Origin of the sequence: Allobosea sp. 67-29 (assembly GCF_001898115.1) — a bacterium.
GTDB lineage: Bacteria > Pseudomonadota > Alphaproteobacteria > Rhizobiales > Beijerinckiaceae > Allobosea.
Window position 1 is genome coordinate 200,282 of the sequence record NZ_MKSQ01000014.1, and the last position, 16,666, is coordinate 216,947.

17 protein-coding genes and 1 tRNA gene are annotated in these 16,666 nt (G+C 67.5%); 9 read left to right on the plus strand and 9 right to left on the minus strand.

Annotation, left to right across the window (positions count from 1 at the left end):
- Positions 1 to 47: 47 nt before the first annotated feature.
- Positions 48 to 896, plus strand: a complete 849-nt coding sequence (locus BGO20_RS12240; RefSeq protein WP_291663731.1) for a cell envelope integrity EipB family protein — start codon at positions 48 to 50, stop codon at positions 894 to 896.
- Here BGO20_RS12240 and BGO20_RS12245 read toward each other — a convergent pair.
- Positions 853 to 2,181, minus strand: coding sequence for a DNA polymerase IV (locus BGO20_RS12245; RefSeq protein WP_291663729.1), 1,329 nt, complete (start codon positions 2,179 to 2,181; stop codon positions 853 to 855). The two genes, BGO20_RS12240 and BGO20_RS12245, sit on opposite strands and share 44 nt — an antisense overlap.
- A gap of 19 nt (positions 2,182 to 2,200) precedes the next feature.
- A complete protein-coding gene (locus BGO20_RS12250; RefSeq protein ID WP_291663728.1) occupies positions 2,201 to 2,497 on the minus strand; it encodes a DUF3572 domain-containing protein in 297 nt (98 codons plus the stop codon).
- 135 nt (positions 2,498 to 2,632) lie between these two features.
- Between BGO20_RS12250 and BGO20_RS12255 the strand changes: the two genes are divergently transcribed.
- Positions 2,633 to 3,001, plus strand: a complete 369-nt coding sequence (locus tag BGO20_RS12255; protein WP_291663727.1) for a response regulator — start codon at positions 2,633 to 2,635, stop codon at positions 2,999 to 3,001.
- Between the two features lie 15 nt (positions 3,002 to 3,016).
- Positions 3,017 to 4,393, plus strand: coding sequence for a PleD family two-component system response regulator (locus BGO20_RS12260; RefSeq protein WP_291663726.1), 1,377 nt, complete (start codon positions 3,017 to 3,019; stop codon positions 4,391 to 4,393).
- Between the two features lie 330 nt (positions 4,394 to 4,723).
- Here the strand turns inward: BGO20_RS12260 and BGO20_RS12265 are convergent, their stop codons facing one another.
- From BGO20_RS12265 to rnr, 5 genes are all read right to left on the minus strand, one after another.
- Positions 4,724 to 4,927 (minus strand): hypothetical protein, encoded by a 204-nt coding sequence (locus BGO20_RS12265; protein WP_291663725.1) that lies wholly within the window; start codon positions 4,925 to 4,927, stop codon positions 4,724 to 4,726.
- A gap of 208 nt (positions 4,928 to 5,135) precedes the next feature.
- Positions 5,136 to 5,303 carry a 50S ribosomal protein L33 gene (gene rpmG / locus BGO20_RS12270; protein WP_038367996.1) on the minus strand — a complete coding sequence of 56 codons (168 nt, stop codon included), beginning with the start codon at positions 5,301 to 5,303 and terminating at the stop codon, positions 5,136 to 5,138.
- A 156-nt stretch (positions 5,304 to 5,459) separates the two neighbouring features.
- On the minus strand, positions 5,460 to 6,194 hold the full coding sequence (locus tag BGO20_RS12275) for an NUDIX hydrolase (RefSeq protein WP_291663724.1): 735 nt from the start codon (positions 6,192 to 6,194) through the stop codon (positions 5,460 to 5,462).
- The gene (locus BGO20_RS12280; protein WP_299857923.1) at positions 6,191 to 6,637 is read right to left on the minus strand and encodes a DUF983 domain-containing protein; all 447 of its coding nucleotides are present in this window, start codon (positions 6,635 to 6,637) and stop codon (positions 6,191 to 6,193) included. Before BGO20_RS12280 ends, BGO20_RS12275 begins: the two co-directional genes overlap by 4 nt.
- A complete protein-coding gene (gene rnr / locus BGO20_RS12285) occupies positions 6,637 to 8,991 on the minus strand; it encodes a ribonuclease R (RefSeq protein ID WP_291663722.1) in 2,355 nt (784 codons plus the stop codon). Before rnr ends, BGO20_RS12280 begins: the two co-directional genes overlap by 1 nt.
- Before the next feature lie 182 nt (positions 8,992 to 9,173).
- On the opposite strand from rnr, the gene BGO20_RS12290 reads away from it, so the two are divergent.
- Positions 9,174 to 9,824: a flavin reductase family protein gene (locus BGO20_RS12290; protein WP_291663721.1), complete on the plus strand. Its 651-nt coding sequence runs from the start codon at positions 9,174 to 9,176 to the stop codon at positions 9,822 to 9,824.
- Between the two features lie 409 nt (positions 9,825 to 10,233).
- Here BGO20_RS12290 and BGO20_RS12295 read toward each other — a convergent pair whose 3' ends face one another.
- Positions 10,234 to 10,644 carry a DUF2000 domain-containing protein gene (locus BGO20_RS12295; protein WP_291663720.1) on the minus strand — a complete coding sequence of 137 codons (411 nt, stop codon included), beginning with the start codon at positions 10,642 to 10,644 and terminating at the stop codon, positions 10,234 to 10,236.
- On the opposite strand from BGO20_RS12295, the gene BGO20_RS12300 reads away from it, so the two are divergent.
- The 3 genes from BGO20_RS12300 to BGO20_RS12310 all read left to right on the plus strand — a co-directional run bounded on the left by BGO20_RS12300 (position 10,643) and on the right by BGO20_RS12310 (position 13,118).
- Complete coding sequence (locus tag BGO20_RS12300; protein WP_291663718.1) at positions 10,643 to 11,521, plus strand: helix-turn-helix domain-containing protein; 879 nt, start codon at positions 10,643 to 10,645, stop codon at positions 11,519 to 11,521. The genes BGO20_RS12295 and BGO20_RS12300 overlap by 2 nt on opposite strands.
- 80 nt (positions 11,522 to 11,601) lie before the next feature.
- Positions 11,602 to 12,588, plus strand: a complete 987-nt coding sequence (gnd, locus tag BGO20_RS12305) for a phosphogluconate dehydrogenase (NAD(+)-dependent, decarboxylating) (protein WP_291663716.1) — start codon at positions 11,602 to 11,604, stop codon at positions 12,586 to 12,588.
- Positions 12,589 to 12,593: 5 nt separating this feature from the next.
- Complete coding sequence (locus tag BGO20_RS12310; RefSeq protein ID WP_291663714.1) at positions 12,594 to 13,118, plus strand: gluconokinase; 525 nt, start codon at positions 12,594 to 12,596, stop codon at positions 13,116 to 13,118.
- 111 nt (positions 13,119 to 13,229) lie between these two features.
- On the opposite strand, the gene BGO20_RS12315 is transcribed toward BGO20_RS12310, so the two are convergent.
- Complete coding sequence (locus tag BGO20_RS12315; RefSeq protein WP_291663712.1) at positions 13,230 to 14,690, minus strand: multicopper oxidase family protein; 1,461 nt, start codon at positions 14,688 to 14,690, stop codon at positions 13,230 to 13,232.
- A 188-nt stretch (positions 14,691 to 14,878) separates the two neighbouring features.
- On the opposite strand from BGO20_RS12315, the gene BGO20_RS12320 reads away from it, so the two are divergent.
- Both BGO20_RS12320 and tig read left to right on the plus strand, forming a co-directional pair.
- A tRNA-Leu gene (locus BGO20_RS12320) sits at positions 14,879 to 14,963 on the plus strand.
- Positions 14,964 to 15,159: 196 nt separating this feature from the next.
- Positions 15,160 to 16,605 (plus strand): trigger factor, encoded by a 1,446-nt coding sequence (gene tig, locus BGO20_RS12325; protein WP_291663711.1) that lies wholly within the window; start codon positions 15,160 to 15,162, stop codon positions 16,603 to 16,605.
- Positions 16,606 to 16,666: the final 61 nt, after the last annotated feature.

The window sequence follows — 16,666 nt, forward strand, 5'->3', positions numbered from 1 at the left end:
CCGCGATGCACCTAGATTTCCCGGATGAGAAGCGGACAAGCGACGACATGATCGGAAGACGGTTCGGCCTTGCGGGGCAGGTTTGCGTGGTGGCGCTGGTATTCGCAGGCGGGGCACAGGCCCAGAACGCCGCGCGGGACAAGGCGGTCGACAGGGTCGTGCTGGCGCCGCACCGCGCGGTCTATGATCTCGTCCTCGACGGCAGCAAGCCGTCGGGCAATATCGAAACGGCCAAGGGGCGCATCGCTTTCGAGTTCACCGGAGACGCTTGCGAGGGATACGCGCTGTCGTTCCGGCAGGTCACGCAGCTCGGTACGGAAGCCGGTCCGCGCGTTGTCGATGCCCGCACGACGAGCTTCGAGGCCGGAGACGGCGCGAGCTATCGCTTCAAGACCGAAAGCGCCTCGGGCAACGCCAAGCCGGAGACGGTCGACGGCACGGCCGAAAAGGCCGGCAGCGGCTATGAGGTCAAGCTGCGCCAGCCCAAGACTGAGATCTATCGCGAAGCGAAGGACGCGCTCTTTCCAAACGCGCAGATGAAAGCGGTCATCCAGGCGGCGCGTGCGGGCCAGACCACGCTCAACGTGCGGCTCTACGACGGCGCCAACAGCGGCAAGGAGGTCTACGACACGCTCTCGATCATCGGGAAGCGCATCGAGGCCGAGCCCTCCGAGAAGCCGCTGCAGCGGCCCGAATTCGAGAAGATCGCTCGCTGGCCCGTCTCGATCTCCTACTACAAGGTCGGCTCCGGTGAATCGACGCCGTCCTACACCATCTCCTTCGAGCTCTACGAGAACGGCGTCACCGGGGCGATCCATCTCGATTACGGCAGCTTCGCGCTGACCGGCACGCTCACGCGTCTGGATCTTCTTCCCCAGCAGGCCTGCGCGAAGTAGCGGGCGCGGCCGAAGGCCGCTGCGGCAGGCGCAGGCTGAGTCCGCGCCCGATCGTATCGTCGCCGAAGCGGGCGCGCAGCGCATCGAGCGCTCCTTCCATCGCCTTCAGCCGCGGGGTGACCCTGTCGGCGAGATCGCCGTGATCGGCCTCCGCGGGCGGGCTGAAGTCGCTCGCGCCGATGCCGATCAGCCGGTAGCGCGGGCCCTTGCACTCGCGCTTCAACAGATCCCGACCCGCGGCGAAGAGCCGCGCGGCGAGCTGCGTCGGCTCCGGCAGGCGCGTCGCCCGGCTGACGGTCTGGAAGTCCGCGGTCTTGAGCTTCAGGGTGACGGTCCGGCCCGCGAGCTCCTGGGCCTTGAGGCGTTTCGATGTCTTCTCGCAGAGCCGCCACAGGATCGGCTCCAGCTCGTCGAAGGCCGAGAGGTCGACGTCTAGCGTCGTCTCGCTTGAGACGCTCTTGGTCTCGCGCTCGGGCGTCACCTGGCGTGGATCGATGCCGTTGGCGAGGTTCTTGAGCCGCGGCCCGTCCTTGCCGGCGAGGCGGAAGAGCTTGTCGAGCGGCGCTTCGCGCAGGTCGCCGATCAGCCTGAATCCGCCCTCGGCCAGGCGGGCGGCGCTCGCCGGCCCCATGCCGGGAATGAGCCCGACCGGCTTGTCGGCGAGGAAGGCGACGGCATCCCCTCGGCCGATGATCGAAAAGCCGCGCGGCTTGTCGAGGTCGGAGGCGACCTTGGCGAGGAACTTGGCATAGGACAGCCCGACCGAGACGGTGATGCCGAGCGTGTCCTCGACGCGGCGGGCGAAGCGCGCCAGCGTCGCGGCGGGGCTGGCGTGATGCAGCCGTTCCGTCCCAGACAGGTCGAGGAAGGCCTCGTCGATCGACAGCGGCTCGACCAGCGGCGTCAACTCTCGCATCATCTGCCGGACCTCGCGGCCGACCGTGACGTATTTCGCCATGTTCGGCTTGATAACGACGGCGTCCGGACAGGCCTTCAGCGCCTTGAACATCGGCATGGCCGAGCGCACGCCATAGGTGCGGGCGATGTAGCAGCAGGTCGAGACCACGCCGCGCTTGCCGCCGCCGACGATCACCGGCTTGTCCTGCAGGCTCGGATCGTCGCGCTTCTCGATCGTTGCGTAGAAGGCGTCGCAGTCGATATGGGCGAGGCTTAGGCTGTCGCGCTCGGCATGGCAGATCAGGCGCGGCGAGCCGCAGGCGGGGCAGCGCCGCAGGGGACCGGTCGCGTCATGGTCGCTCAGGCAGTCGCGGCACAGGCTGCGCACGCGGGCACGCTCCGCTTGCTCAGGTGAAATCGCCTGGGCCGGGCTCCTCGCCGGCGAGCCTGCGGCGCGCCTCGGCGACGATTTCCGGATTCAGCCTTAAATTTCCGGCAAATTCGAGCAGCAGCGAATCGCTTGACCCGATATGCTCGAGCACCGCCGCGAGGAAGCCAGGCTCGCCGGCGGCGGCGCGCAGATTGGCCGGATCGAGCCCGGTTGTAGCCAGAAAGGGGCCGATTCGCTCCGGCTCCGAGGCGAGGAAGCCCAGCGCCTGGACCGCCAGCGTTTCGGCGTCTTGGAAGCTCTGTCGCGGTGCCATCGGGGCCTTCGTGTCGCGTATTGGATTTGCGTTTCGTCAACTGCTGGCATGCTAGCACATTTCGCGAACGAAGCCGCCAGGCCGAAGCTCCGGCGCAATCCGGATCTCGGCGGCGCAGGAACGAAGGGCGGCCGAATGAAGACGGTTCTGATCGTCGAGGACAACGAGCTGAACATGAAGCTCTTCAACGATCTGCTCGAAGCGCATGGCTATGCCACGCTGAAGACCTCGGACGGAATCGAGGCGATCGAGCTCGCACGCACCCATCATCCGGACCTGATCCTGATGGACATCCAGCTTCCCGAGGTCTCGGGCCTGGAGGTCACGAAGTGGATCAAGGAGGATGACGACCTCAAGGCCATTCCCGTCATCGCCGTCACGGCCTTCGCCATGAAGGGCGACGAGGAACGGATCCGCGAGGGCGGCTGCGAGGCCTATCTCTCGAAGCCGATCTCGGTGGCAAAGTTCCTGGAGACCGTCCGCGCCTATGCCGGCGCCGCCTGACCCGAAAGCCTGCCCATGTCCGCGCGCGTCCTCGTCGTCGATGACGTTCCAGCCAATCTGAAGCTGCTGGAGGCCAAGCTTTCGGCCGAGTACTTCGACGTGTTGACGGCGACGAACGGTCCCGATGCGCTGGCGATCTGCGAGCGCGGCGAGCCCGATATCGTGCTTCTCGACGTGATGATGCCGGGCATGAACGGATTCGAAGTCTGCCGGCGGCTGAAGAACACGCCGGCGACCGCTCATATTCCGGTGGTGATCGTGACGGCGCTCGACCAGCCGCGCGACCGGCTGCAGGGGCTCGATGCCGGAGCGGACGATTTCCTGACCAAGCCGCTCGACGACGTGGCGTTATTCGCGCGCGTGCGCAGCCTGGCGCGGCTGAAGTCGATGACCGACGAGCTGCGCAACCGCGCCGTCGCCTCGCGGCGCCTCGGCATCGCCGATCCGCTGGCCGCCGCCGCCGCCGAAACCGGGCTCAACGGCCGGGTGCTGCTGGTCGAGGATCGGCCCTCCGTCGCGGACCGGCTGCAGAGCGCGCTGTCGGCCTTCCATGTCGTCGAGGTCGAGCCCGACGCACAGCAGGCGATGCTGCGTGTGGCCGAGGACGAGTTCGACAGCGTCCTGGTCAGTCTCGACCTGCAGGAGCAGGACGGCCTGCGCCTGTGCAGCCAGTTGCGCTCGCTCGACCGTACCCGAGACGTCTCGGTGCTGCTGATGGGCGAGGCCGAGAACCGGGCCCGCATCCTGCGGGGGCTCGAGATCGGCGCCCACGACTTCCTGATCCGCCCGATCGACCGCAACGAGCTCCTGGCACGGGTCCGTACCCAGATTCGCCGCAAGCGCTTCACCGATCGCCTGCGCGACAGCCTGCAATCCTCCATGGAGATGGCGGTGCTGGACCAGCTCACCGGCCTGCATAACCGTCGCTTCATGGATACGCGGCTGGTCGCGATGTTCGACGAATCCGCGCTGCGGGCGCGGGCGCTCTCGGTGCTGGTGCTGGACGTCGATCACTTCAAGGCGGTCAACGACAGCTGGGGCCACGACGCGGGCGACGAAGTGCTGAAGGAGTTCGCCGACCGGGTGCGGGCCTGTACGCGAGGCATCGACCTCGTAGCCCGCATGGGGGGCGAGGAGGTCGTCGTGGTGCTGCCCGATACCGGTCCGAAGGCGGCCTATGCGGTGGCGGAGCGGATTCGCGAGAAGGTCGAGAACACGCCCTTCGCGATCTATGCCAACAGCCGCGACATCACGGTCACCGTTTCGATCGGCGTAGCCAGCCGCAAGGCAGGCGATGCGTCTTCGGCCGATATCATGAAGCGGGCCGATGATGCGCTCTACCGGGCCAAGGCCGGTGGCCGCAACCGCGTCATCGCCGCCAACGCCGCCTGAGCGGCGCTTTCTCGCGTCGCGAACGAAGAAGTTCGCTTAAGGTCCTGTCTGAATTGGCTGAATATGACTTTGAGTCAGGTCAGGACGCTTCAAGCTTAAGCTTAGCCGGTAAGGTTAAGGAACGATGAAGAATGGTGAATCGGTCGTATTCGATTGATTCGTTTCGCTCAAATCGTCAGGGTTTCCGCAACGCAGCACGGTGCTGCACGGCAATGCCCCTCGGAAACTCAGGTCCGCCGCATCTCCTGGGCGACCGAAGGGCTCGGCCGGCCGGTAGCGGAATTCTGGCCTCCTCAGAGCCGCCGCCGGCCGGCCACCTTTTCCGGCCGGCTAGCCCGGGAAGTAATGGTGGATCAGCGCGGGCAGCCAGTAGCCGGCCGCCGCGAAACAGCCGAGCAGGCCGACGAGCCCCAGCGCAGCCGCGAACCTCTTGCCGAGAAAGCGGGACGAATCGATCTCGACGAGCAGCTTCAGCAGGCGCCGCGCCAGGCCGCTCGGTGCGTGCGGTGCCTTCTCATCCGCGTCCTTGGTCAACAGCAGCCCTCCGCGCCAAAGCGCTCCAGCCGGCGCCGGCCCCCGCCAACACATACAGCGTCCTGCGCCGGATCGACAGGCCTGCGCCGCGGACGACCGGGGCGGCGACGCCTCCCAGCCGTCGGAAGGGGCTCGCCGGGCCGCAAACGCAAAAGCCGCCCGGGCGGGCGGCTTTGCAAAAGGCGTCGCGATCGCGAAGGCGGGAGCCTTACTTGATCTTGGTTTCCTTGAACTCGACGTGCTTGCGCGCGACCGGGTCGTACTTCTTCTTCGACATCTTCTCGGTCATCGTGCGCGAGTTCTTCTTCGTCACGTAGAAGAAGCCGGTGTCGGCGGTCGAAAGCAACTTGATCTTGATCGTCACGGCCTTGGCCATGGGCTTATCCTCGAACCATGCGGGGCCTTGGCGGACCCTCAGAAAAGAAAATGGCCGGGGAGGCCCGGCAAACCGTCAGCGCGGGAGATGCCGCAAAGGGCCGGCGAAGTCAAGGAAGAATAGCGCCGCCGGCGAGCGGCGCGGCCTGCGCGCGGCTCAAAGCTCCTCGCGCACGAAGCTGCCGCGCTTCTCCCAGTAGAACGGCACCGGCAGATAGGGCGCGAAGCCGGTTTCGATCCTCGCCTCGACCTCCTGGATGATGACCTTGGTGATGGTCGGCAGGTCGAGCGCCTTGGCTTCCTCGAAATCGACCCAGACCAGATCGGTCAGCTCCGAATCCGGGCCGGTCACCCCGTCGATCTTCTTGGCGAGCGCCGAGGCGTCGACGGTGAAGAAGCGGGTGTCGAAGCGCTTGGGCCGGCGTGGTGGCGTGATCGCGCGGGCGACGAAGGTGAGGGCCGAAAGATCCGGGAAGATGCCGTGGCCGGCGAAATCGCTCCAGCTTCCTTCCGGCGCTGTCTCGGGAGCGCCGAATTCGTCGGTGCCGAAGAGCAGTCCGGTTTCCTCGAAGGTCTCGCGAATCGCCGCCAGCGCCAGCGCGCGGGCCTTTCCGATGCTCGGGCGAACCGCCCGCTTCAGCAGCCGGTCCTCGCAGATCTGCGGCAGCGCGCCAGTCGCGACCATGCGCCGGTCGCCCTCGTCGAGCCGGCCGCCCGGAAACACGTATTTGCCCGGCATGAACTTGTGGCTCGCATGGCGCTTGCCCATCAGGACCTTCGGCCGGGCGCTCGTGCGGTCGATGATCAGCATCGTCGCCGCGTCCTTCGGCCGCTGATTGGCCGCGACGCGCGTGCGCTCGGCCTGTGTCAATGTCACCGTATGGTCGGTCATGGCAGTCTTCCGCGAGGAGGCAGGGGCTGGCGCTCCGGCTGGTCGGCTTCGCCGCCGAAGCCGTGCATCCGCAGCGCCCATTGCAGCCCGACGACGCCACCCTTGACCGGCTGCATCAGGGCGAAGGAAAGGATGATCGTCAGGGCCGGCCACAGCGCCATGTGCCACCACATCGGCCAGTCGCCATATTTCTCGGCCAGCAGTAGCCCCCCGACCACGACATGGCCGACGATGGTGATCACGATATAGGGCGGCAGGTCGTCCGCCCGCTGGTGGTGGAGGTCCTCGCCGCAAGCCTCGCAACGGTCGACCGGCTTGAGAAAGGCCCGAAAGAGCCGCCCCTCGCCGCAATGCGGGCAACGGCCGTGAAGGCCGCGCGCCACCGCCCGGCGCCAGTCGCGTACCGCGCAACCACCGGTCGAGCCATGAAGCTGGACGCCCATCATCGCCTCTTGCCAGGCCCGCTCCTGCCCGGCTTCGTCCTGCCGGGGCCGGCCTTGCCGCTGCCGGCCTTGCTTTTGCGGCCGAAGGGGGCCGCCGGCCGGCTTTCCCCATATGGCGCACCGCGGCGCCGCTGACCAGCGCGGCCCGTCGCCACAGTCCGGCCGGCGGAGAGCAGTTCGAAGCGCAAGGCACCGGCGACGGGCGCGGCTTCGACCAGCTTCACGTGCACCCGGTCGCCGAGCCGCCAGCTTTCGCCGGTGCGCTCGCCGGTCAGCGCATGTGCCGCCTCATCATAGCGATAATAGTCGCCGCCGAGCGTGGAGGCGGGGATGAAGCCGTCGGCGCCGGTCCCGTCCAACTTCACGAACAAGCCCGCCTTGTTCACGCCGCCGATGCGGCCGTCGAAGCTCGCGCCGATCTGGTCGGCGAGGAAATGCGCGATCAATCGGTCGGTGGTCTCGCGCTCGGCCGCCATCGCGCGCCGCTCGGCCGCCGAGATGCGCGTCGCGACCTCGCGGAGCTCGGCGAGCGTGGCGCTCTTCGGCAGACCGTCGTCGCCGAGCTTCAGCCCGGTGATCAGCGCGCGATGCACGATCAGGTCGGCATAGCGCCGGATCGGCGAGGTGAAATGGGCGTAGCGCCGCAGGTTGAGGCCGAAATGCCCGTAATTCTCCGCGACATATTCGGCCTGGGCCTGGGTGCGCAGCACGACCTCGTTGATCAGCGTCTCGTTCTCCGAGCCCTTGATCATCGCCAGGATGCGGTTGAACAGCACCGGCCTGAGTACCCCGTCCTTCGGAAGCTTGATGCCGATCGAGGCCAGCACCTCGCCGAGCGCCCGCATCTTCTCCAGCGACGGCTCGTCATGGCAGCGATAGATCAGCAGATTCCCGGCCTTTTCCAGCGTCTCGGCCGCTGCGACGTTGGCGAGGATCATGAACTCCTCGATCAGCCGGTGCGCCGCCAGCCGCTCAGGCACGATCACGCGTTCGACAGCACCGTCGGCTTTGAGGATCAGCTTGCGCTCGGGCAGGTCGAGCTCGAGCGGCTGGCGCTGGTCGCGGGCGCGCGCCGCCACGCCATAGGCAGCCCAGAGCGGCATCAGCACGCTCTCCCGAATCGGCCCGGTCTTGTCGTCCGGCGTGCCGTCGATGGCGGCCTGTGCCTGCTGGTAGGAAAGCTTCGCCATCGAGCGCATCAGCACGCGATGGAAGGAATGGCTCTTCTTCGACCCATCGGCCTTGAGGACGAGACGAACGGCCATGGCCGGACGGTCCTCGTGCTCGCGAAGCGAGCACAGATCGTTCGAGATCCGCTCCGGCAGCATCGGCACGACGCGGTCGGGAAAATAGACCGAATTGCCGCGCTCCAGCGCCGCGCGGTCGAGCGCCGAGCCCGGCCGGACATAGGCGGCGACATCGGCGATGGCGACGGTGACGACGAAGCCGCCGGGATTGTCGGGGTTCTCGTCCGGCGCGGCATGGACGGCGTCGTCATGGTCCTTGGCATCGGCCGGGTCGATGGTGACGAGCGGCAGCTCGCGCCAGTCCTCGCGGCCCTTGAGTGTTGCGAGCGGCGCCTCGGCCGCTTCCCTGAGCGCCGCCGGCGGGAATTCGTTCGGGATGCCATGGGCATGGATCGCGATCAGGCTGACCGCACGCTCGGACTTGATCGATCCCAGCCGCTCGCGCACCTGCGCCTCGGGCGGGCCGAAGCGGCTCTCGCGGCGCAGGCTGACCGAGACGAGGTCGCCGTCCTGCGCGTCGCCGGTGCGGCCCTTCGGGATGAGGGCTTCGCGCCCCTGCGCCTTCTTGTCGATCGGCACGAGCCGGCCGGAACCGTCGGGAAGCGCCCGGAAGATGCCGAGCACGGCGGCCTTGGCCTTGCCCATCACCTTGAGCACGCGGCCGGAATAGGCGAAGCCGTCGACGCCGCGCAGCCGCGTCAGCTTGAGAAGCGCCTGGTCGCCGACGCCGGGGGCAGGGCGCGCGTCCTTCGCCTTCCGCCGGCCTTCCCGCGAGCCCTCGATCAGGATCCGCGGCGGCGTCCCCTGATCCTCCTCGTTCCATTCCAGCGGCTGGGCCACGAGGTCGCCGTCGCGGTCGCGCGACTTGATCTCGCAGAGCAGGACCGGGGGCAGGGCACCGCGTGGATGGACAGGCCGTTCCGAGCCGTCGCCGCCGATCTCGCCCTCGCGCTCCATCTCGCGGAGCAGGCGCTTCAGCCAGATCTTGCCGCCCTGGTCGAGCCCGAAGGCACGCGCGATCTCGCGCCGTCCGACCTCGCGGCCGGCGGCGCGTTCCTCCTCGATGAAGTCGAGGATCGCCGCGCGGCTCGGCTCAGGCACGGACATGGCTGACGGACAGGTTGGGCATGGAAGCGAAAGAGGTCACGCCGGTCTTTTGGCATGCCATGGCGCTCGCCGCCAGCGCCATGGCATGCCGAGCCCGGCAATGCTTCGGCCATTGCCGTAACAACCAAGGTGCGGGCCGCGATAAATCGGTGCCTCCCTGAAAACCAGGAGCGCCGAATTCGATGCAGTCCCTGTGCGATCCATCTTACGGCGTCACGCCGGACACGGTTACGATCACGCCCTCCGTTCTGTACTTCGGGACCCCGGTTGTCCTCATCGTCACGCGAAACGTCGACGGCTCGGCCAATATCACCCCGATGTCCTCGGCCTGGGCCCTGGGCACGCGAATCGTCATTGGCCTGGCGGGCACGGGGCACGGCGTGGCAAACCTGCTGCGCGAAGGCGAGTGCACCTTGAATCTCGCCGCGGCCGAGCTTTGGTACAAGGTCGAAGCCATCGCCCATACGACTGGACGGGCCCCGGTTCCTGCGGAGAAGGCGGCGAGGGGCTTCGTGCATGCGGGTGACAAGTTCGCGCTCGGAGGTTTCAGCCCGCGCGCGTCCGAACTCGTCCGGCCGCCGCGCATCGGCGATTGCCCGCTGCAGCTGGAGGCCCGGCTCGTCACCCTGCATGGAGCGCAGCCCGAGGCGGCAAACGAGCAGACCATGCGGATATTGGAACTCGATGTGGTGCGCGTGCATGCCCATCGCCGGGTTGTCGTCCCGGGGACCAGCCATATCGATACGGCGCACTGGAACCCGCTGCTCTACGTGTTCCGACATTATTTCGGTTTCGCGGAGAAGCTGGGCAGGACCTTCCGGGCCGAGACCTGATCTCGCAACCGGGCGCCACCGTAGAGCGAGCCGGACAGCAAGAAGGGCCGCCCTTGCGGGCAGCCCTTCCATTGTCGAACCGCGACCCAGCGAACCAGGCCAAAGGTGCGAAAACTTACGCGGAACAGAAACCCCAGCAAGAAGAGGCCCAGGTCCGACCGCCTTGCACCAGCGGTTGATGACAATGAGACACTGGATCACCTCCTTTCAGTTGTTGCCGACAGGGACGAAGCTAAGGCGATTCTCTCTTGCTCGTAAATGGCAAAATCAACCCGCCCTGCCATTGCGGAAGGCAGGCGCTGCCTAACGCGGCGGCAGAAGGGCCGGGCCTGCCTCGTCGCCGCCCAGGCCGAACCGGGCTTTGGTGGCGGTGGCCTGGCGGGCATCGGCCCGTGCGCCGCCATCGCCGTCAGCCGTGCAAGGCCAGCCCCTTGACGATCTTGTCGATTTCCTTGCGTTCGGCATGGAGCCCGAGCCCGACGAGATCGAGATCTGCCGTCGCGACGGCAGACACGGCAGCGCGGTTGTCGATGTCGTTGCCGGTGGAAAACAGCGCGGTCGTATAGAGATGGGCCCGGATACCGCCCCCCTGCGCGCGCTGCAGGACCTGCTTCAGCTCTTCCGCCGCGGCCGCGAAGACCAGCACGGGCTGGCGAATGAGGGGCCCGTAGAACCGGCCCGAACCGTCCTGGTAGGGCTCGCCCGCCAACTCGGGCGCGGCGCCGACCAGGCCGCCTGCGAGAAAACTCGCGACGTTGAGCTTCTGCCAGGTCGCGAGATTTTCGCGCACCACGATGGCGATCTTGGTATCGTAACGCATGGACGGAGCGTTAGCCGAGGCCGGAAAGGCCAGTCTTGAACGATCGTGCGCGCCCGGCGCTGCGGACTGGGTCCGGATCGGCACCGGCGCGGCCGGGATCGAACGCATCGAGGCGTTCTTCCGCGGCTATGCCTATGATCCCCACCGCCACGATACCTATGCCTTCGGTCTGACGCTGTCCGGCGTTCAGTCCTTCGACTACCGTGGCGCCCGGCGCGACAGCCTGAGCGGGCAAGCGATCGTGATCCACCCCGACGAGATCCATAACGGCCGCTCGGGCCTCGCAGAGGGCTTTCGCTACCGGATGATCTATGTCGAGCCACGGCTGATCCGGGACGCGATGGGCGACGGTCGCGACGCGCTGCCGTTCGTCGCCGCTGCCGTCTCGCAGGACGCCAGGCTCGTCGCCGCCATCGCTGCCGCGCTGAAGGATCTCGAAGCGCCGTTCGATGGGCTGGCTCGCGACGACATCGTCGTCGGGCTCGTGGACGCTCTCGCCGCAGTCGACCGATCGGTCGCCCGTCGCCCTGGTTCGACGCTCGACCGCCCGGCGCTGGAGCGCGCGCGGATCCATCTTGATCACTGTGCTGCGAATCCCGTTTCTTCCGAGACGCTGGAGCGGCAGACCGGGCTCGACCGGTTCGTCCTGGCTAGGCAGTTCCGGGCTGCATTCGGGACGAGCCCCTACCACTACCACGTCATGAGACGTCTCGGCCGCGCGCGGGTGCTGCTGAGGCAGGGCATGCCGCTTGCGGAGATCGCGGCCGCCTGCGGCTTCGCCGATCAGAGCCACCTGACCCGCCAGTTCCGGCGCGCCTATGGCGTGACGCCCGGCCGCTGGCGGGCGCTGCAGAACCGGCCTGCTGCCCCGGGATGAAGGTGCACCGCTTGCTCCGCCCGCCGCCGCCATGCTTCAAGCAGGCATGAAAACCGGCTTTCCGGCAGGAGTGAGGTGAGATGCAGCTCGGAGTGATCGGCCTCGGCCGGATGGGGGGCAACATTGTCCGCCGCCTGATGCGCGCCGGCCATGAATGCGTGGTCTATGATCGCGATCCGAAGCCGGGTCACGCGCTTGCCGCCGATGGCGCGGTGCTGGCTTCGGACCTCCGGGACATGGTGGCGAAGCTGAAGGCGCCACGGGCGATCTGGGTGATGCTGCCGGCCGGCAGCATCACGGAAGGGACGCTCGGCGAGCTCGCCGGGCTCGTCGGCGAAGGCGACGTGCTGATCGACGGCGGCAACGCCTTCTGGAAGGACGACGTCCGCCGCGGCAAGGAACTGGCGGCCAAGGGAATCCACTACATGGATGTCGGCACCTCCGGCGGCGTCCATGGGCTGGAGCGCGGCTACTGCCTGATGATCGGTGGCGCGAAGGAGGCCTTCGACCGGCTGGAGCCGATCTTCAAGGTGCTCGCGCCCGGCAAGGGCGAGGTCGAGCCGACCAGGCATCGCGAGGGACGCAACCCGACCGCCGAGCAGGGTTACCTGCATTGCGGGCCAACCGGCTCGGGCCATTTCGTCAAGATGGTCCATAACGGCATCGAATACGGCATGATGCAGGCCTTCGCAGAGGGCTTCGACCTGCTGCGCAATGCCTCGGCCAAGGAAGGCCTGCCGGCCGACTATGGCTTCGACTTCGACGTTGCCGAGATCGCCGAGGTCTGGCGCCGCGGTTCGGTCGTCACCTCCTGGCTGCTCGACCTGACCGCCGAGGCGCTGGCCGCCGATGAGGAACTCTCCGCCTATACGGGCAACGTCTCGGATTCGGGCGAGGGTCGCTGGACGGTCGATGCCGCGGTCGAGACCGCGACGCCGGCCGAGGTGCTGACCTCGGCACTGTTCGCCCGATTTCGCTCGCGCGTCGACCACACCTTCGGCGAGAAGATCCTTTCCGCCATGCGCGCCGGCTTCGGCGGCCATGTCGAGCCGAAGAAGCAGGGCTGAGCCGCGTGAGCACGGAAATGAAGGACGGCCGCCCGGCCGTCATCGTCATCATGGGCGTCGCCAGCTCGGGCAAGACCTCGCTCGGCGAACGGCTTGCCGCGCGCCTCGGCTGGCCCTTCCGCGATGCGGATTCCTTCCACCCCCCAGAGAACGTCGCCAAGATGGCCGGCGGCACGCCGCTGACCGACGAGGACCGCAAGCCCTGGCTCGCGGCGATCGCCGCCTGGATCGACGATCTGCGAGGCAAGGGCGCGCACGGCATCGTCACCTGCTCGGCGCTGAAGAAGGCCTATCGCGATGTCATCATCGGCGATCGGCCGGATGTGAGGCTGGTCTATCTCAGAGGGTCGCGCGAATTGATCGGCCGGCGCATGGCCGCCCGGCAGCACCATTTCATGCCGCCGGCGCTGCTCGACAGTCAGTTCGCCACGCTGCAGGAGCCCGGGCCCGACGAGCGGCCGCTCGTGGTCTCGGTCGAGGACAGCAAGGACGCGATCGTGCAGGATGTGGTGGAGCGGCTGGGGCTTTGAACCGCCGACGATCGTCATTGCGAGCATAGCGAAGCAATCCAGGGGCGGCAGCGCTCGACCTTCCCCAGGATTGCTTCGTCGCCGGGCTCCTCGCAACGACGGTGGATTTGTTCACACCACCTCGAACCAGCTCCACAGCCCAAGGTCGAAGCGCTCCAGCACCGTCGACGAGATCAGCCAGCGGCCGGGATTGTCGGCGATGAAGGCGATGTGCCGCTTCTTTCCTTCGGGGATCTGCACCGTGTCGAGAAAATAGTTCTCCCAGCCGTCGTCGAGCGGGTGCAGCAGCCGGAAGGCGTGGCCATGCACGTGCAGGGGCTGGACGAAGGTGGTGCGGTTGTCGATCGCCATCACGATCGGAGTGCCGCGCTTGACGCTGAACAGTGGCTTGCCATCCCGGGCGCCGGTGCCGCCATTGACCAGCCAGGGCCGGGCGAGGTCGAGGCCGGTGAAGTCGAGCGTTCTGTCAGGCGTCAGCCTGGCGCCGCCTTCGATCACCATGTCCGGCCGCAGCGCATCCTGCATCCGGACGGCGGCGGGCAGGGCAGGGTTGAGCTTGAGTGCAGGCGCCGCCGCAGGCGGCACCTTCGCCGCGCCCTCGGTGACGATGCGAACCAGCGGTAACCCCGGGCCGATCAGCGCCGTGACGTTGACGGAGGCGCCGGCTTCGACCGGCAGGTCCAGCACGACATCGTAGCGCGTCCCCGGAGCGAAGGGCAGCTGCGCATGAACCGGTTCGAAGGTTTCCGTCGGCTGCCCATCGACGGCGATCACGGCCGCCTTCGCGCCGTCGAAGCGCAGCCGCATGATCCGCGCGTTGCAGCCATTGGCGAGCCGGAGCCGGACGCGCGAGCCCGGTCGCAGCTTGACCGGCTGCGGCGGCGGCTTGCCATTGACGGTGAGCCAGCTCCCCAGCCGTCCGGCTGCCGCCGCGCTCGCGCCATGTGGCTCGAAGGGCTGGATCGCCTGATCGTCGCCGATCAGCCAGTCCGTGACGAGCATCGGCAGGTCGAGATCGACGGCCGGCGGCTCTTGCTCTTCGACGATCAGCAGCCCGCCCAGGCCTCTGCCAGCCGGCTCGGAGGAGCCGCCCAGTACCAGCGGGCGATAGAGGATCGTGCCCGAATCCGGCGGCGTCAGCCGGTATTCGAAGCTCTCGCCCGGCGCGATCGGAGGTCGGCTGAAACCGCCAACCCCGTCCTGCGACGCCTCGCCGCGCAAGCCCTGCCAGTGCAGTGAGAGAAGTGCCGTCGTCCTGTTCTCCAGCTTGAAACGCAGCGTCTCGCCCTGCTTGATTCGCAGGACCGGTCCCGGTGTCGCGCCGTCGAAGGCCCAGATGTCGCTTTCGACTGCCGGCGCCGGCCGCAAGCGGATCTTGGCCGGGCCGGCGACCAGCGTCCTCGGCGGCCCGTCTCCCGACGAAGTGTTGGCTTCGGGTGGCGTCTGGCTCAGGGCGCGGCCAGGCAGCGCGGCGAATGGGGGAGTGAGCAGGGCGGCACCGCCCAGCCCGGCCAGCATCTGGCGGCGGCTCGCCCGAAGGCGGGTGGGGCGGTCTGGCGGCGGGCGCGTCATGGCTCCCGCATAATCCGGCGGCCTCGCGCTGGCGAGAGGCTTGCGTGGGGCGGCGACTGAAAAGCGGCGGCGGGCCCTTCTTCGCAGAACCGTCATTTTTTTGCTGCAACCGCCGCCTGAAATGCGTATAGCGCTGCGGCTTGACGATGGCCGCGCTGCGTTTGCTCGCGCGCAGCGCTATCGGGCCGGCGGGCGTGGCGGAACTGGTAGACGCACTGGATTTAGGTTCCAGCGGCGAAAGTCGTGGGGGTTCGAGTCCCTCCGCCCGCACCACTGGCCGAAGATCATCGCGTGCCCGTCAGGGCGCGCAAACGATGATCGGTAGTTTGTTGATGCATCGGATTATTCCGAGAGGTGGAGCCCACTTTTCGGTTCGGTGTGAGAGAGTTTTTCGCGAGCGCGACGGCGGTCGGAACCGGCGTCGCGCTTTGGACATTGATGACGTAAACGAGCTGTTGGCGGTACAAAAATGAACGTGACCGAAACCCTGTCCCAGGGCCTCAAGCGCGAATTCCAGGTGGTGCTGAACGCCGCCGACCTGAAGACCAGGCTCGACGACAGCCTCCAGGATCTCCAGGGCAAGGCCAAGATCAACGGCTTCCGTCCCGGCAAGGTGCCGGTCGCGCATCTGCGCCGCCTCTATGGCCGCTCGGTCATGTCGGACGTGCTGCAGAGCGCCGTCAACGAAGCGAACCAGAAGATCGTCGCGGACAACAACCTGAAGCTCGCCTTCGAGCCGCAGATCCGGTTCCCCGAGAACAAGGATGAGATCGAGGCCGCGATGGAGGCCAAGGGCGATCTCGCCTTCACCGTCGCGCTCGAGGTGCTGCCGAAGATCGAGCTCGCCGACATCTCCGACGTCGCGCTCGTCAAGCCCGTCGCCGAGGTGCCGGACGCCGATGTCGATGCCGCGCTGGAGCGCATGGCCGCCGGCAACCGCAGCTATTCCTCCAAGGGCGAGAAGGCCAAGGCCGAGAAGGGCGATCGCCTGATCATCTCCTTCGTCGGCACCTTGGACGGCGAGAAGTTCGACGGCGGCACGGGCGAGGGCATCCCGCTCGACCTCGGTGCCGGCCAGTTCATTCCCGGCTTCGAGGAGCAGCTCGAGGGTGCCAAGACCGGCGAGACGCGCACCGTCAAGGTCACCTTCCCGGAGAACTACGCGGCCGAGAACCTCGCCGGCAAGCCGGCCGAATTCGAGGTCACCGTCACGGACGTCCAGGGCCCCGATGCGGTCAAGATCGACGACGAGCTCGCCAAGGCTTTCGGGATGGAATCGCTCGACGCGCTGAAGACCGCCGTGCGTGAGCAGATCGGCCGTGACTTCACCGCCCAATCGCGCCGCAAGCTCAAGAAGAGCCTGCTCGACGCGCTGGATGGCAAGTACACCTTCGAGCTGCCGCCGACCCTGGTCGAGCAGGAGTTCTCCGCCGTCTGGAGCCAGGTCGAGGCCGACATGAAGCAGGCCGGCAAGACCTTCGCCGACGAGGACACCACCGAGGACGCCGCCCGCGCCGACTACCGCAAGATCGCCGAGCGTCGCGTGCGCCTCGGCCTCGTGCTGGCCGAGATCGGCGAGCAGGCCAAGGTCCAGATCTCGGATGACGAGGTCACGCAGGCTTTGATCGAGCGCGCCCGCCAGTTCCCGGGCCAGGAAAAGCAGGTCTGGGAGTTCTATCGCAAGAACCCGCAGGCGCTCGCCGAGATCCGCGCTCCGATCTTCGAGGAGAAGGTCGTCGACCATCTGCTCGGCCAGGTGAAGGTCGCCGACGAGACCGTCTCGCGCGAGGCGCTTTTCGCCGACGACGACTCCGAGGAAGCGGCCGACGCCAAGCCGAAGAAGGGCGCCGCGAAGAAGACCAAGAAGGCCGATGCCAAGGCTGAGGAGAAGGCGGCCGACGACGCCTCCGCCTGAGGCCGCTCGGCAACCTTAACGCCAACATTCGCGCCGCCGGCCTTCGCGACCGGCGGCGCTT

What these genes read in the sequence shown, in the direction of transcription:
- gnd (WP_291663716.1), top strand. Translation starts at nt 11,602, where the DNA reads ATGCAGCTCGGAGTGATCGGCCTCGGCCGGATGGGGGGCAACATTGTC.
- tig (WP_291663711.1), top strand. Translation starts at nt 15,160, where the DNA reads ATGAACGTGACCGAAACCCTGTCCCAGGGCCTCAAGCGCGAATTCCAG.
- BGO20_RS12240 (WP_291663731.1), top strand. Translation starts at nt 48, where the DNA reads ATGATCGGAAGACGGTTCGGCCTTGCGGGGCAGGTTTGCGTGGTGGCG.
- BGO20_RS12295 (WP_291663720.1), bottom strand. Translation starts at nt 10,644, where the DNA reads ATGCGTTACGATACCAAGATCGCCATCGTGGTGCGCGAAAATCTCGCG.
- BGO20_RS12260 (WP_291663726.1), top strand. Translation starts at nt 3,017, where the DNA reads ATGTCCGCGCGCGTCCTCGTCGTCGATGACGTTCCAGCCAATCTGAAG.
- BGO20_RS12300 (WP_291663718.1), top strand. Translation starts at nt 10,643, where the DNA reads ATGGACGGAGCGTTAGCCGAGGCCGGAAAGGCCAGTCTTGAACGATCG.
- BGO20_RS12275 (WP_291663724.1), bottom strand. Translation starts at nt 6,194, where the DNA reads ATGACCGACCATACGGTGACATTGACACAGGCCGAGCGCACGCGCGTC.
- BGO20_RS12280 (WP_299857923.1), bottom strand. Translation starts at nt 6,637, where the DNA reads ATGGGCGTCCAGCTTCATGGCTCGACCGGTGGTTGCGCGGTACGCGAC.
- BGO20_RS12290 (WP_291663721.1), top strand. Translation starts at nt 9,174, where the DNA reads ATGCAGTCCCTGTGCGATCCATCTTACGGCGTCACGCCGGACACGGTT.
- rpmG (WP_038367996.1), bottom strand. Translation starts at nt 5,303, where the DNA reads ATGGCCAAGGCCGTGACGATCAAGATCAAGTTGCTTTCGACCGCCGAC.
- BGO20_RS12250 (WP_291663728.1), bottom strand. Translation starts at nt 2,497, where the DNA reads ATGGCACCGCGACAGAGCTTCCAAGACGCCGAAACGCTGGCGGTCCAG.
- BGO20_RS12255 (WP_291663727.1), top strand. Translation starts at nt 2,633, where the DNA reads ATGAAGACGGTTCTGATCGTCGAGGACAACGAGCTGAACATGAAGCTC.
- BGO20_RS12315 (WP_291663712.1), bottom strand. Translation starts at nt 14,690, where the DNA reads ATGACGCGCCCGCCGCCAGACCGCCCCACCCGCCTTCGGGCGAGCCGC.
- rnr (WP_291663722.1), bottom strand. Translation starts at nt 8,991, where the DNA reads ATGTCCGTGCCTGAGCCGAGCCGCGCGGCGATCCTCGACTTCATCGAG.